8 protein-coding genes are annotated in these 16,121 nt (G+C 38.6%); all 8 read left to right on the top strand.

What is annotated here, in order from left to right; all coding sequences use genetic code 11:
• Positions 1 to 291 precede the first annotated feature (291 nt).
• The 8 genes from LY28_RS03620 to LY28_RS03585 all read left to right on the top strand — a co-directional run bounded on the left by LY28_RS03620 (position 292) and on the right by LY28_RS03585 (position 15,873).
• On the top strand, positions 292 to 5,220 hold the full coding sequence (locus LY28_RS03620) for an S-layer homology domain-containing protein (protein WP_110460810.1): 4,929 nt from the start codon (positions 292 to 294) through the stop codon (positions 5,218 to 5,220).
• Between the two features lie 66 nt (positions 5,221 to 5,286).
• A complete protein-coding gene (locus LY28_RS03615) occupies positions 5,287 to 9,258 on the top strand; it encodes a fibronectin type III domain-containing protein (protein ID WP_110460809.1) in 3,972 nt (1,323 codons plus the stop codon).
• A gap of 26 nt (positions 9,259 to 9,284) precedes the next feature.
• Positions 9,285 to 10,139, top strand: coding sequence for an S-layer homology domain-containing protein (locus tag LY28_RS03610; protein ID WP_110460808.1), 855 nt, complete (start codon positions 9,285 to 9,287; stop codon positions 10,137 to 10,139).
• Positions 10,140 to 10,432: 293 nt separating this feature from the next.
• Positions 10,433 to 11,185, top strand: a complete 753-nt coding sequence (locus LY28_RS03605) for a YwmB family TATA-box binding protein (protein ID WP_110460807.1) — start codon at positions 10,433 to 10,435, stop codon at positions 11,183 to 11,185.
• A gap of 35 nt (positions 11,186 to 11,220) precedes the next feature.
• Positions 11,221 to 12,492 (top strand): UDP-N-acetylglucosamine 1-carboxyvinyltransferase, encoded by a 1,272-nt coding sequence (murA, locus tag LY28_RS03600; RefSeq protein ID WP_110460806.1) that lies wholly within the window; start codon positions 11,221 to 11,223, stop codon positions 12,490 to 12,492.
• 162 nt (positions 12,493 to 12,654) lie between these two features.
• Positions 12,655 to 13,653 (top strand): stage II sporulation protein D, encoded by a 999-nt coding sequence (gene spoIID, locus LY28_RS03595; protein WP_110460805.1) that lies wholly within the window; start codon positions 12,655 to 12,657, stop codon positions 13,651 to 13,653.
• An 81-nt stretch (positions 13,654 to 13,734) separates the two neighbouring features.
• Positions 13,735 to 14,577, top strand: a complete 843-nt coding sequence (locus LY28_RS03590; protein WP_110460804.1) for a M23 family metallopeptidase — start codon at positions 13,735 to 13,737, stop codon at positions 14,575 to 14,577.
• A 174-nt stretch (positions 14,578 to 14,751) separates the two neighbouring features.
• Positions 14,752 to 15,873, top strand: a complete 1,122-nt coding sequence (locus LY28_RS03585; RefSeq protein ID WP_110460803.1) for a D-alanine--D-alanine ligase family protein — start codon at positions 14,752 to 14,754, stop codon at positions 15,871 to 15,873.
• Positions 15,874 to 16,121: the final 248 nt, after the last annotated feature.

Below are 16,121 nucleotides of genomic sequence, written 5' to 3'. Positions count from 1 at the left end.
TACAGATAGACATCATCTTTTAAGGTACCTGCATGCTTACATTGTCAGCTTTAAGCTTTGGCAGCTGTGTCTCAGGTGTACCAGATACAAGTGAAAACAGACCTTTCTTTACGTTTTCTTTACAACTTTCTCACAACTGTAAGTAAAAAATGCTATAATGACGATATAAAATTAGGGAAAATCAATTGCTATTTGTCGATAGTCTGGGTTTGAATATATCGTTTGATACCCTTTCAGGCGAAGGTTTCGAACTGTAATTGATTTTAGCAATTATACTTTCGGGGGTATTTTATGAAGACTAAATTAAGGCTAATGTCTGCAATTTTGATTTTGAGTATGCTTTTTCCAATTTGTTCGGGAATAATTCAGCCTGCATTTGCGGCTGACATTTCGGTTAAGGTTTATATAGACAGCTATAGCAAGAGTACTGGTGTCGTAAATATTCACTGGGATGCAGTACCAAATGTGGTTAACGGAACTATTGAATATCATGTGCCCAGCTCCACAGGCTTTGACACTGTTTCACTGCCTGTTGATGCGGCAAAGAATTCGGCGGTGATATCAGGGATACAGGCAGATATTATATATGATTTTAAAGTTTCTCTTATAAATAGCAGCGCACAGACCTATGTGGGAAGGCAGTACTTCCTTCCGCAGATATCATTTTATGCTGAGCAGGTAGAGCAGCAGTCTGTAACAATATCCGGGGGCGGCGTTGAAACAGGTGATTATCCCTCAATAAAGCTAAAATGGAATATGCCGCGGGTTTTTAATAATGCCACGAATACTATACAGTATGCAAATGAAAGCGCGGTACTGTCTCAGATAGATGGAAGCATTAAGTATCTGAATTTCAGTATTAATATATTGGGAGAGAAATCCTTATCCAATGTACTATTAACAATGAGTGACAACGGTTCGTACACTGCTGCCATATCGGGTGAGATAAGCAATGCAAATTATTCCGATGTAAAGTGGGATAGCTCGACCGGCCAATGCTCATTTTACTTGCTTGGCGTCAAGGATGCGTCAACATTGATTCCCTCCAGAGATAGTATTCTGGTTAACGCAGTAAATGCAGAGACAGGTTTGTCTACTTTGCCTCAGGCGATAGCCTTATCAGGTGATAATCAGTATGTTCTGGCACATCAGGAAATACTGCCCGGTACAATATACACAATGAGTATGAACACATTATTTGTTGACAGCGATAAGAATTATGTAGGAGCTGTTGCAGATGGTTTGACAGAAAATCCTCTGCTGGGCTCGACAAACTATACATATACTCCTGTACGTTTCCAGTTGACAAAGGATACCTTTGATACGGTATATGTGCGTATATACCGTATTAATCAGGGCGGTGTCAACATGCCAAAATTGTATTATGAGGTTCAGACCAGTAATGTTCCTTCATCTCAGGATACAAGCTGGACAAGAAGGAAGAAGCTTGATGACTCATATTTTAAAGGAGAGTATGCAATAACAGGTATAGACGGAATAAATTCAAAAAACATTCTTTATTACAGGGTGGTTGTAAAATCTGACAGTGTGGCAGACAGAGTACAGTCGTTGAATCTTGCGTATAAAATGGAGGATGATACTGCAAGACCTCCCGTACCTAAGGATATAGATGTAATAGGTGTAGATCTGGCTTTACCTGATGCTGCCAGCGGAATTACCGATAATTCTTCCGATATTACAATATCATGGGATAAGCCAAGCAATTGGGACCAGATAAAAGGAAGCCTCACAAATGACATATATTTTCACTTTCTACTGAATATTGATGCTGAAGACCTTTCCTTAGAGCCGTCTCCGTATTTGGAGGCTAATGGCAAAAGCTACGGTATGTTTCCTGTTAAGTACCGGCTCGTTAAATATGTGAGTGCAAATTCTCCGAACATTGATGATTCGGGCGATAAGCTGGTTTATAAATTTAATGGCTTTGAGCTTTTTAAAGGAGAAGACGAAAATGGTAATCCGTTGAATATCTCTAATGTTGAAAGCTACCCTACATATTTTTTACCTAACAAAACATATTATTTGCAGATGTATACAACCAAAGCGGCAAACAGAGGAGCCGGTTACGATAGTACAATAATGTCTGAGAAGTCACTTGTAACCAGCTTTACAACACTCACAACTTCAGGCAGGGATGTTCCTATTCCAAGCAGCCTCGAATGGGTTGATACAACTGTGAAACCCGGGAGTGCAACTGATCCTGCAGAAGCAGCGGTTAAAATCAGATTTAGTGACCTTGATATTGACTGGAGCAATTATACTACCAAGCACAGTGATAATGATGAGGTCATCTATGATTTATATATGAGTAACAGAACTGATGCAAGTTCATTTAAATTAATCGGGACAACGGATACTAAGAGTACACTCGAAGATGTTGTTTTCACAAAGCAAACTTTAGGAAGCACAATATGGGTGTATGCTTCAATCAACAAATTTACAGCAAGTAATAGTGTGGCTTCCTTCGGGTATTCGCTGTCTCCTAATACTACTTACTATTTCATGGTTAAAGTCAGACTGAGAATGATAAATGAAGAGGAGGAAAAGCAGTCAATAGAAACTGTGTTGCTGCCTGTTACCACTCCGAGGGCAGGAGAGCTTAACCCGGATGAGTCTGCCGAAAGGCCTCTGGCTCCGACAGACTTTTCAATAGCTGTGGATGCTGACGGCAACCCCATGATCACAGGGCAAACTGTTACATTTGAATGGACTGTAAATGAAAATGAAGCACAGTACAATCTTATATCAACGGCAGATAAGGTAGAGGCTGATACCTCTGATACAGATAACAGTATTTTGCTTGATACCATATATAAGAGCTTTATCAATTCCTTCGGAAACAAGGACAATAATATTGACAATAATGAAGCAAAGTTGACGTTAAACCCTAATGTTAACCCGCTGCCATCAAATTTTGAGTATAACAGTGCAACAAGAAAATGCAGATATACAATTAATACATGGCTGTATCCCAACAAAATTTATTACTTCAGTCTCAGAGCCGAAATTGTAAATACATCGGGTACTAAAACAAGCGTATGGGTCTCCATACCGGTAACCACATCATTGATAGAAAGCCCTTCAAATTTACAGGTGATTAATGACTGTGAACTGGCTTTTTACTGGTTTGACACGACTCCTGCAATGACAACGGATAATTACTCAATATTGCTTAAGAAATCGACCGAAAGTAAATATGCTGAACTTGCAAAATCAAGCTACAAAATAGTAAAGGATGAAAGTGTGTATTATGGCAGGCTATTTGAGCTTGAAGCAAATACGACCTATGATATTAAGGTTGTAAGAATGACAAACAGTGAGGCTCTGAGTACTCTGAGAATGGCTACCAGAAACGATTATTATCAGATAGATCTGAAGTGGCAGGGCAATGCCATAGATGCATACTCAGGCTTTGAGATTGCGGTAAAAACGGCGGATGACAGCAACTATGCCGTACTTAACAATGATGTGGATTTAGAACAGTATGTAGATATATCAACCCATACTTATCCTTATTATATTGAAAAGCAGAACAGCCAGCTAAACACTAATTATTATACATATAATGCAAGAATAAAGCTGGTACCGACTATTTTATCGGACGGATCGACAGAGCACCTGCCTTTAAAGCCGAATACGAAGTATTTTATAAAGGTGAGGGCAGTTAAAACTGATTCTTCAAACTTAACGGCTGTTACTCCTTCAAAGTATGTGGGACCAGTTGAAACCAGAACTGAATTCAGTCAGGACGATTATGACGATGAAGACAATAATACAAATATATCAGCTAAATTTCTGGATTTGATTGAGAAGCTTGAACAGGAGTCGTATTGGGGAATTGGTGCTGACAATGGTGTGGTTAATAAAATATATGTAAGGGATGATAAAGTAAAGGATTTACTTGATCAGGCAGGAAAGTTCTCATGTACAATAGATATATCTGATAGTGCGAGCTACGTATACAAGGATGAGATTTATCTGGCGAGGGATATTCTTGAAGCTATAAAAAGCAGTGATAAAAATGTTATACTAAAATGTAAGGATATTGAATATACAATACGTCCGGACACCTTTGATGCAGAGAATATAAAAGAGTTTAAAAGCGCTCTTGAAGAGGAGGATACAAAAGATGTATTTCTGAAGCTGGATAACACTCAGAGTACCGGTACTCAGCCTGTGATACCGTCAAATACAGAAATTGTGTCAAAAATGAATATATTTTCTGCTCAGGTAGTTGCAAGCACAAAGACAAATACCGCTATAAAGGAACTGGTGAAGAATGAGCTGTACAATGAAAAAACAGGCTTGGTTCAGAAAAAGGTAGCGGTTATTAAAAATCCAAATAACACTAAAACTCAGGGAGAGGTTAAAGAATCCGAAGTAATTGAATATCTTAACAAGCTTTATGAAGAAGTTAAAAGCGAACTGTCATATTATTTGGAGGATACACTGGAAGGAGTAGGCTATAAAGAAGGTGTGCTGACTGATACTTATGATATCTCCAAATTCAGTTCTCCATTAGGCATTAGGATGGCATATAAGGCAGATACAATAGTAAATCCATATGTGGTTTATGGAAGTGCCGCAAGCTGGCAGAAGCTGACACAAAATTTGAAAAAGGACAACGGATATTTGAGCTATTTTGTTAACGGCACAGGTAAATATGTTATTCTTTCATCAAAGGATGTTTCCGCTACCGTTTCGGATGATAATACTGCAAAGCCTTATATATCAAAATTTTCTGCAAACTATGACTTGACTGCGGTATTCCCTGGGGTAGATAGCTCGTTTAATTCTGATTTAAATATAACTGTGAAAGAAAGTATTTTGTTGTATGAGCTGATTTCAGTGTCAGGAATTGATGAACAGACAGATATAAAAGCAAAGGCAAAGACCTATGGTATTGATAAAATTATAAACATTACAAATGTTAATAGAAATATTACTAGGCAAGAGGCTGCGGCTATTGCAATTAAGCTGTATTGTCAAAGGACGGGCGCAGATTATAATAAATTAAAGGCTGCATTCAATAAAGTAATAAAGGATGACAAAGAAATAACCAAAAAATATGCAATGCCTGTGTATATGAGCTTAAAAACAGAAATAATGACACTTGATTCAAGCAGCAGATTTTATCCGACAGAAGCAATTACCAGAGCTCAGTTCATAATGGTAATCCAGAAAATGCTGGATATATAAAAGGGTCATTTTATCATTGAAGCAATAAAATATTATAAAGCTATCTTCCTAAGGAGAGTATGTAGAATGAAAACAAACAGAATACTGGCAACATTAGTATTAATAATATTTCTTGTAACAACATATGGGGCTGATTTGGCTTTTGGAGCTGAGATGCCAATTCAGCCTGCGCCCGGTGGATTGGCTATTACAGCGTTATATCCCAATGTTGAGAAGCCTATTGGGTATAGCTCTTCTGACGGAGGCGCATCCGGATTCTATGCAGATATCGGCTGGGCAGGAGTTGATAATCCTCAGGGAGTATCAATTACAGGGAAATATGTAAACGTATATCTTCAGGAGTCACCAAAGGGCTACAGGACAGCTAAGCCTGTATTTATAAAAGAAAAGGACGTGCCTGCAGGAACTACACCTATACGAATGAAAAATTTAAATTCAGGTACTGTTTATACTGCAAATGCAAAAGCGTACTATGAATATACCGATGCACTTACCAATAATACATATAAGTCAGATGAGTCAGCCAGCTCAAATACGGTTAAATTTCTTACTGATATTGATGTTCAGTGTGAAACTACGGGTACAAATAAATTTAAGATAACATGGGATGATGTTTGGAATGATGGCAAGAGAATAAGCTACAAGCTGTATGTATCGGAAAACGCCGATTTTACAAATACTCTCCCCATTCATATAACTAAAGATGAGATTGGTATAAATGGTCCCGTTTTTGTCAATGAGGCAGATGGAACTCTTACATATGAACATACTGTTAATGACGCCGGAAGAGTTTATTATGTCAAAATAATACCGGATATTTCCGATTCAGAAATAGTAAGAACCAAAGAGCCCACTACTGTTTTGGTAAGTACATATATTTTGGCAAAAACGACAAAAATGGCTGTAACTGATGCAGGTACAATATGGAAGCTGGATTGGAGTCCGGTTGTCACAGGGATTTCCTCTTCAGACATCAAGGTTTCATATCAGATTGACAAATATATAGGCAATGTACCTATACCTATGCTTGTTGAAGAGAGCACCACGACCTTTATAACTGTGCCTCTTGGCGAGGATATCAGCTATTATCTGATAAGGGCAACTGTTACCAAGGATGGTCAGAATCTGTACCCTGACAGTGTTAATATAGTATCGGATAAAATAACCCTTCAGGATGAAAAGGTTTCTTCCACACCTGCTATGCCAGAAATTGTTCAAGAATTTAAGGATTCAGCCGGAAATGTTATAATTACATATTCTGATATTCTTAATTCAGATAACAGTGTTAAAACTAAAGGAGAGCTTGGAACAGATACAGCCGCAGTACTTTGGAGAGTACCCAAAAATGCGGATGGAACTATTGACAAGGATGTGCTTTATGATATCTGGCTGATAGAGGATCCGAATAAAATAGATAAACCTGCGACTGATACCTTGATTCAGTCCTCTTTTACTCCCGGAGAAGTGAATTATGTAGTAGATACTGCGGATAATAACAAGGTTATCGGTTATAAGTATAAGCTTGAGGGGCTTACGGCAAACCATACCTATTATTTTAAGATAGTGGCGAAGAAGTTCTTTGCCGAAAAAGTGGAAGATGTTATTCAGAATGTGGAGCATGCATCAGCTCCTGCTCTTAAGGTTATTATTACTTTGTCAGGAGGAGCTATTGATACACCTTTGATTCCGTCAGATCCTCCTCTTCAGATTAGGAAGAAAACTGATGGAGTCAGCAATATGATTACGGATAAAAGTGTAACTATTCAGTTGAAAAACAGATGGTATGAAATATTTGATTCAATAAAGGGTGAATGGTCTTATGATGACCAGAAATCAAGAGCAGATAAAGTCTCATTAAATGATACACCTCCATATAATCCGGTTACTACGCCGCCTGATAATATTACATACAGAAAGGTTGCCTACGATAAAGGAATTACCTTGTCAGTTGGCTGTCAGGAATATTATGAAGGAATTGACATTACGACAATTGACAGCTACATACTTGAAGGTATTTCTACTGCGGCAAATGACGAGAGAGAAGATCCTACCCTGAACGCACCTGAAAATATTCCTTCTCAGACCACAGCTGCAATCTATGCCAAGCATAACGTAGTAATCCCCGTTAGCAATCTTAAACCAAATACCACTTATATACTATGGGTGAGAGCCGTAAGAGAAGGAGAGCCGGATTTGCTTTCGGATGTATCAAATCCTATAATATTTACTACCCTGCCTTCTTCCTCACAAATCGTTGAGAAGCCGGTAGTACCGTCCTTTAACTATACATATGCTTCTGATACCTTTATAGATTTAGGCTGGGAGCTGACAGACGGGAATACGTATTATGTTAAGTACGGGACGGTGGATGATCCGGAGAAAGCAGGAGCTGCAATAACAGTTACTGCCGAGCAAATAAAAAGCTCGGGTGTTGATTATATTCGAATTCCGGGACTTAAACCAGATACATTATATTATTTCTGGATTCAAGCCGAAGCCTTCAGCAAAGACCTGACAGAAAGCAAAAAGTCGGAGTGGAGTGATTCCCTGCCGTTAAAAACCTTAAAGGATATTCCTCCTACGACACCGAGGGGGTTTGGAACAAAAGAAAAAACAAAAAACAGTATTACCTTTGAATGGATAAAGGAGGATAATCTTGAATACATTCTTGAGGTTGCAGGCGGAGTGGACTATAAGGACGTAAAGCAATACAAGGTTGGAGCTGTATCCGAGTACAAGGTAGACGGACTTAAATCAAATTTCAGATATTTTGCAAGATTATATGCTTATGATCCTGCTAAGGCTTTGACTTCTCAGCCGACTCAGAGTATAAGCGTAAGGACTCTCAGAAGCAGTGATGATTATGATTCGGATCAGGATGTGGACAATGTTATAACAGGTGACTTTATTGATAAAGCAACAAAGGTTGTCAGCGGAACATGGATTGTTAAAATAGTTGGTGTTAATGCAGACAGGCTGGTTGAGGTTATGAATACCGACAATAAGCTGGATTATACCGTGGATGTATCAGAGCCGCCTTCAAAAGCGGATTATATTTCTGTTTATGTATCCAAAAAGGTATTTGATAAGCTTGAACAGCTGAAAGAGAACCTTTCCTTCAAGACTTCAACAGTTACCTATGATTTGAAGGCAGGTATATTTGCAAATGTTGTAAGTGCCGATACGCAGGCTGAGCAGATTTATATATTTAATATCACATTATCGCCTGATAAGCCCGCAGCAAAGGCAAATGACCTGCTTCTCAGAAAGCAGCTGGCAGAAATTGAGGTGACTCTTGATACAGGGGATAGCGTAGTTGAAATATCTGACTTCAATACACCATTAGTGGTCAATTACCCGTACTCTGTGCAGACTGATTATGCAGATGGAAAGACAGCAGGATATATTTTTAATCCAAAGACACGCGATTGGGAAAAACAGAATTCCTGGAACAGATACGATGTTGATAATATCTCCGGAGTTATAAGCTTTAGTTCGCAGACATCAGGTGTTTTTGCGGTGGCAGACAAGACGAGCAGTATATTTGATGACATTTACGGACATAAATACGAGGATTCTATAATAAATGTAGCTTATATACACAAGCTGAAAAGTGTTTCGGGAAGGTTGTTTGAACCCGATGAAAAGGCAGCCTTGGGGGATGCGGTAAAGCTGATTTTTGACACCCTTGATTATCAATACGGAAGTGAATATATGGAATCTGCCGCTAAAGCCGGGCTTGTAAAAGGAAATAAATATTCGGGTGCTGTTTGTACGAGGCAGGAAGCGGCATGGATGGCAACTGTTCTGTATGAATTAAAATCCGGCACAAAGGTACGGGCTGAGTATGATACAGCTTCTGATTACAGTGATTATAACAGAATAGATAAGGACTTGCTTAATAAGGTTACCTTTGCGGTAGAAAACGGTTTTGTGCCGAATTCATCATCAGGCAGACTTGATCCTACCGGGGCAGTAACAAGAGGAGAGCTCATGTATATGATAGAAAAGGCGCTGGTGCTTGCGGGTGAAATCTGAGAGACAGGCATCAAATGGAGGAACAGATGAAGAAATATTCAAAAAGATATATTGTAATTTTAATAATTTTACTGATGCTGTCAGCTTTTTCGGTTCAAAGGGTCTCGGCTAACGGTGTAAGGGTGACAACCGAATATGATAATGCAAAATACAAGGTTACCCTTACCAGCCGGGAAGCCGGTAAGGGAATCAAAATAGTTGCTTTTAGCACGGCTAACGGGAAAAATATAAATGTTACGTATGCCTTCGACAAAAAGGCATCGGCTTCAGCATCCCTTGAGCTTGAGGAAGCAATGGTAATTGCACCTTTCAGGGTTATCACCACAAATACTGATGATTTAAATTACAGACCGTTCAAGGATATATTGAATACCGAAGCTGATAACTATATACGGCATCTTCATGATATAGGAGTGACAGATGGCTTTTCAGACGGAACCTTCAGGCCGGAAAATACACTTACACGTGCAGAAGCGGCGGTAATGCTTTCACAGGCCTTAAAGCTGCAATTGGACAGTACTTCCGATATTGGCGGCAAGTATAAGGATACCGGCAAGCACTGGGCGGGGAAACACATAGCTGCTGTAGCTGAAAAGGGTATAATGACCGGGTTTGCAGATAAAACCTTCAGACCTGATAATAAAATAACTGTTGCAGAGGTTTGTACAATTATAAGTAAATCTTTTGAATTTAAAACTAAATCCAAGGGTGTATTTACAAAGCTCAAAAAAAATCAGTGGTATTCAGAGTATGTCCAGAATATTTTTGATTTGCAGATTTTAACACCTTCAGACAGCATCTACAAGTCCTTTAATGAAGGCTCAAATATTTCAAGGGGGAATTTTGCAATAATGCTCAGCAGAGCACTTTCAACCTATTAAGGATATTCCTGATGGATTTATAATTTTATAAAACAATAACATCAAGGCAGCTTCGCATTTCATGAAGCTGTTTTTTTGTGCTCCAAATATAAGAGCTGCAGCTTTCCGCCTGCGCTTATATTTTGTGTTTTTTTTGTGAATTTTTTCATAAGCTTTATCATGTATACTACCTTTTTAATAAGGCAATAATCATAGTATCTGAATAACTTTTGTTATAGCATTCAAATTTATACCAAAAATTATATTTAGGGAAAAAAATTTGTTTTAGTAATCAGTGAAAGGAATGATTTATTATGAAAAAGTTTAATTTTGTTTTAATAGCTGTCATACTTGTAGCCGGTATTTCAGCAACAACTTACTACATAAGGACACAAAGCATGGAGAGCGGTAAGGACGTGTCAATTGTTGATGTTTTTAATGCTTCCGGTGCAAATATGATAGTAAATGAAATGTATTTTTTTGTGAGAGCTGCAAATGATTATAAAGACCTTGACAGCATGTCAGGTCTTTGCGAAGAGGTATTTAATACCATAGGGATAACTAACTATTCAAGAAATTCAGCAAGTACGGACAATTTAATTAAAAAAGAAATATTAGGAGCTACCAAAGATGGGGTAAAAGTATCAGCAGTGGCAAGTATTGTAGGGAATAAATCCGGTTCGGGAGATAAATATATAACTATAGATGCAATCGGAGCAGAGGATGGATTAGCTTTGCTGCTCAGGGATAAAGTAGAAAACGTGTTTAAAAAGCATGGTATGGAGGTGGTCGTAAATTCATGTATTACCGGAACCTATGAAGGAAACGTGGAGGACACCCAGCTGGAAAAAATCTGCAAGAACATATTAAATGAAAGCGATGCAAAAAAGGTGGATAGTACTAGGCAGGAAAATGTAATAAGTGTTTCAGCCTTTTCGCCCATGATTAAAGATAAGTTAAATATTAATGGGGAAAGTGTAAATTTAAGTATAGCAATCAGATACAATAAACAGGAAAACAAGACATATTTATGGGTGGCTACGCCTATAGTGAACACTGAGTATTAAGGTTAAAAAATCTAAAAAGGAAAGGAAGAGCTCATTTGGCTAAATATATTATCAGCGAAGGTGTACCTTTAAAGGGCACAATTAAAGTAGATGGTGCAAAAAATTCAGTTCTTCCAATAATAGCGGCTACTCTGCTAGGTGAGTCAAGAAGCATTATAGAAGAGGTGCCTGATTTAAATGATGTTAAAATAATGTGCAACTTGTTAAGATCCTTGGGAGCAGTTGTGGAACCACAGGCAGATAAATCCGCCATTGCTTTTCATTTAAGAAACACAACAAATTCAACGGCACCGTATGAGCTGGTAAATAAATTGAGAGCATCATTTCTGGTAATGGGCCCCATGTTGGCTAGAGAAGGTTTTGTAAGGGTTGCTCTGCCGGGAGGATGTCCCATAGGTTCAAGGCCTGTTGACTTGCATTTAAAGGGCTTTGCAACTCTGGGAGCAGAAATTGCCCAAGGCCATGGATATGTTGAGGCTCGAAGGACAAGGAAGCTTATAGGTAATAAAATATATTTGGATTTTCCAAGTGTGGGAGCAACAGAAAATATAATGATGGCGGCTGTCTTGGCTGATGGACAGACCAGTATTGAAAATGCAGCTATTGAGCCTGAAATAGTTGATTTGGCAAGCTATTTGAATGAGATGGGAGCTTGTGTGAGAGGTGCGGGAACAGATACAATAAGAATTGAAGGCGTTGAGAGGCTTAAAGGCTGTAACCATGCCGTAATCCCTGACAGAATTGAGGCGGGAACGTATATGGTGGCAGCCGCTATAACTCATGGAAATGTAAAAATTGATAATGTTGTTCCTGATCATTTAAAGCCTATCATAGCGAAATTGAAGGAAATAGGAACCGAGATTGAGGAAGACACATCCTCCATTACCGTAAAGGGCAGTGGGGATTTGAAGCCTATAGATCTTAAAACACTTCCGTATCCGGGGTTTCCCACAGATATGCAGGCACAGATGACATCTCTGCTCAGTTGTACTGCCGGTACAAGTATTGTAACGGAAACTATTTTTGAAAATAGATTTATGCATGTCAGTGAGCTTAAAAGAATGGGAGCTAATATAAAGATAGAAGGACGAACAGCTGTAATTGAGGGCAAAGGGAAATTGACGGGGGCCAGTGTAAAAGCAACAGATTTACGCGCGGGTGCTGCTCTTGTCCTTGCGGGCTTGGCTGCGGAAGGCTCAACAGAGATCAGTGAAATACAGCATATAGACAGGGGCTACTGTGCTCTGGACAAAAAATTGCAGGCACTGGGAGCCAAAATAGAAAGAATAGAAGAAGAACAATATTAAATGATATTGAACATCATAATTCATAAAAACCCTTCTAATGAATATATATAAAATATATATTCATTAGAAGGGTTTTTATATGCTGCCTTTTAAATACCTATTTTATATAAAAATAGTCTTGTTAAATTCAAAACCGCTATTACACATTAAAGGGAGGCAGGGATGAAGAAGGTCATCGGCTATATTGTTTTGATGCTCATAATTGTTGTAGTGATACCTTTGATTATAGTACATAATTTTGATATAGGTACAGTTCCGGAGAATACTGCAGATAAAAAGGACAGCATTACTATTAATGTGTATGTTTCAGAACAGAAGAAAGTGGTTAATATGCAGCTGGAGGACTATTTATTGGGGGTGGTTGCCGCAGAAATGCCGGCATCATTTGAAACGGAGGCTTTAAAAGCACAAGCAATTGCAGCCAGAACCTATGCATTAGGACGAGCAACTAAGCTTTATGGCTCCGGTAAGGACGATGTTCATAATGGGGCTGATGTATGCACGGACCCGGGACATTGCCAGGCATGGATAAGTAAGGATACCGCTATGAAAAGGTGGGGGTTTCTGTCCTCGTTCAGATATTGGAATAAGATTTGCAAAGCGGTTAAAGAAACCTCCGGTCAGGTTTTAGAATATGATAATGTATTAATAAATCCATTATTTCATTCAAACAGCGGAGGACATACCGAAAATGCGGAGGATGTCTGGGCCGGAACTCCTGAACCGTATTTAAAGGGAGTGGAAAGCTTCGGAGAGGAGAATTCCAAAGAGTATAAAAATGAGGTTATATGGGAGCAGAAGGATATAATTAAAGCGCTTAAGGAGTTCAATCCGAAGATAAAAATAGATGAAAAGGATATAATGTCAGATATAGAAATTAAAAAATATTCCTCCGGAGATAGAGTAATGGATATGAAAATTGGAAATATTACTATGAAGGGTACAGATTTCAGAAAAATTTTACAGCTGAAGTCTGCAAATTTTAAATTGACTAAGCTGCCGGACAGCAGGATATCCATAACGACTCTGGGATATGGACACGGGGTGGGCATGAGTCAGTGCGGAGCCAATTATATGGCTCAGAAAGGCAGCAGCTGCGAGGAAATATTGAAGTACTATTACAGGGGTGTGGAGATTAAAAATCCAATAAAGATTGATTAAAAAAGAATAACGCTATTATAACTTCCATGTATATTGTTGGAATTATAGGAAACAATATTTAATGGAGGTGGAATATATATTATGAAGAAACTTATTCCGGACGAAAAAAATTGGAAAAACAAACTGTCTAGATTCTTTAATAATAAGGGATTCTACGTAATTTTAGCAGTTTGTATATTAATTGTGGCAGCAACAGCAATATATGTAGCAACCCAAAACATGAATTCTCCTGATACCAGTATGAATGATACTGCGAAGATTGTTCCCGGTGAAGCAAATAATCAAGAGGTTCAGGAAGAGCAAACGAAGGCCGTTGCCGGAAGTGTCAGCAAAACTGAGACAGCAAATCAATCGGCAGCTGCAAATCAATCAACAGCAGCAGCTAATACACCTGCAAAAGATTCTACTGACTCCGGTAAGACTAAGTCGGATACTAAGACAGATACCAAAGCAAAGACTACCGCTGCTGCGACTGTATTCAAATTTGACCGGCCGGTTGACGGGCCGATTATGAAGGACTTTACCAGAGACATAAATACTTTCTCTGAATCAAAGACATTAGGAGACATAAGAGCTCATAAAGGACTTGATTTCAAGGTGGACAAGCTTACTAAGGTAAGAGCTGTCGCAGATGGTACAGTATGTCTGGTGGAAGACAATGAAAATGGAATTACAGTTGAAATTGCACATGGAAGCGACGGCTTGGTTACAAAGTATGCAGGCTTGTCAAAACAGGGCTTGGAAGATATCTGCTGCGGATTAAAGGTTAAGGCAAATGAAATAATCGGACTTGTAGGAGATCCTATTCAGAGTGAATGTGAGGATGGTGCTCATCTACATTTTGAGGTTCTGAAAAATGGTAAATCAGTTGACCCTGTGCCATACTTAAGATCGACTTCAACAACTACAGAACAGGGAAAATGATAAATCGGATAGGATAATTTTAAATAGATTCAAACGTGATACCAGAGCACTTAATTTGGATAAATGCTCTGGTATTCTTGTATAATTGGTACTTAAATAGTAGAATATAAAATATAATTTAAAGGAATTTAAATTTTATGAGAAGCAACAAATTGGGAGTGGGGGTATTATACTATGTCAAAAATAAGAGTGGCTGTTATATTTGGAGGCCAATCATCTGAGCATGAGGTATCCAGAGTATCTGCTCAGTCAGTTATAGAAAATATAGATAAAGATAAGTATGATGTTGCTATGATTGGGATTACGAAGGCTGGACAGTGGCTTACATATGAGGGACCGGTTGAAAAAATAGGAAGCGGGGAATGGCAGTCTGTTGCGCAGCAAAAGCTTATGGAAGAAAAAACGGAAGTTAAGGAGGCAGCTTCTGAGATAGCGGCAGATAATTCTGCAAGGAGCATATTCGATAAGAAAACAAAAGCACCGATTGATGTTGTTTTCCCAGTATTACATGGATGTAACGGAGAGGATGGTACGATCCAGGGGCTTTTTGAGCTTGCACAGGTTCCATATGTGGGATGCGGGGTATTAGGCTCTGCATTGGGAATGGATAAGGCATATTCTAAGGTAATATTTGAAAAGGAAGGCCTGCCTCAGGGAGAGTATCTGGTATTCAGCAGAAAACAGATATACTATGAGCAGGAGGATGTAATAAATAAGGTGGAAGCTAAACTGACTTATCCTTGTTTTGTAAAACCGTCAAATGCGGGCTCTTCCGTAGGCGTCAGCAAGGCCGGGAACAGGGAAGAGCTGATTAAGGCGCTTGATATTGCGGCAAAGAATGATAGAAGAATTCTTGTTGAGGAATTCATAGACGGCAGGGAAATTGAGTGTGCCGTATTGGGAAATGATAATCCGGTTGCTTCTGTTGTCGGAGAGGTTGTACCATGCAACAATTTTTATGATTATGAAGCTAAGTATCAGGCGGGAGATAGCTCGAGAGTGATAATACCTGCAGAAGAGCTGGAAGCTGAAACAGTTGAAAAAATCAGGGAATATGCGGTCAAAGCTTTCAAGTGCCTTGATTGTGCCGGACTTTCGAGAGTTGATTTTTTTGTTCACAAGCAAACAGGGCAGATATATATAAATGAAATTAATACACTGCCTGGATTTACACAAATAAGCATGTATCCAAAGCTTTGGGATAAAAGCGGCATTCCTTATACCGAGCTTATAGACAGACTGATAGAGCTGGCCTTTGAAAGGTTTGATGACAGCAAGCGAGAGTATACTAATTAAACCCGGTGTTTCGCATAAAAAGACTATCAACAAAAAAACAATACAGAAATTAATATTAAAATGTTGAATGAGACAAAATAATGTGATACAATTGCAATATAATAAAAACAGAACACTGTTCTACCATACGGAACGACATGAAATATGTATATAAATAATAGTGTGAGTAAAAAATAAGGAATCTTTATAATTTTAGGCTATGTTATAAGAATTGAAATATAAAATATTTATACTAAAGGCGGTAATTT

Origin of the sequence: Ruminiclostridium sufflavum DSM 19573, from assembly GCF_003208175.1 — a bacterium.
Classification (GTDB): domain Bacteria; phylum Bacillota; class Clostridia; order Acetivibrionales; family DSM-1351; genus Ruminiclostridium; species Ruminiclostridium sufflavum.
This window is presented reverse-complemented; position numbering and strand designations above follow the sequence as displayed.

Excerpts from the sequence above, each read along its gene's own strand:
- LY28_RS03620 (WP_110460810.1), top strand. The coding sequence starts at position 292 with ATGAAGACTAAATTAAGGCTAATGTCTGCAATTTTGATTTTGAGTATG.
- LY28_RS03615 (WP_110460809.1), top strand. The coding sequence starts at position 5,287 with ATGAAAACAAACAGAATACTGGCAACATTAGTATTAATAATATTTCTT.
- LY28_RS03610 (WP_110460808.1), top strand. The coding sequence starts at position 9,285 with ATGAAGAAATATTCAAAAAGATATATTGTAATTTTAATAATTTTACTG.
- LY28_RS03605 (WP_110460807.1), top strand. The coding sequence starts at position 10,433 with ATGAAAAAGTTTAATTTTGTTTTAATAGCTGTCATACTTGTAGCCGGT.
- spoIID (WP_110460805.1), top strand. The coding sequence starts at position 12,655 with ATGAAGAAGGTCATCGGCTATATTGTTTTGATGCTCATAATTGTTGTA.
- LY28_RS03590 (WP_110460804.1), top strand. The coding sequence starts at position 13,735 with ATGAAGAAACTTATTCCGGACGAAAAAAATTGGAAAAACAAACTGTCT.
- LY28_RS03585 (WP_110460803.1), top strand. The coding sequence starts at position 14,752 with ATGTCAAAAATAAGAGTGGCTGTTATATTTGGAGGCCAATCATCTGAG.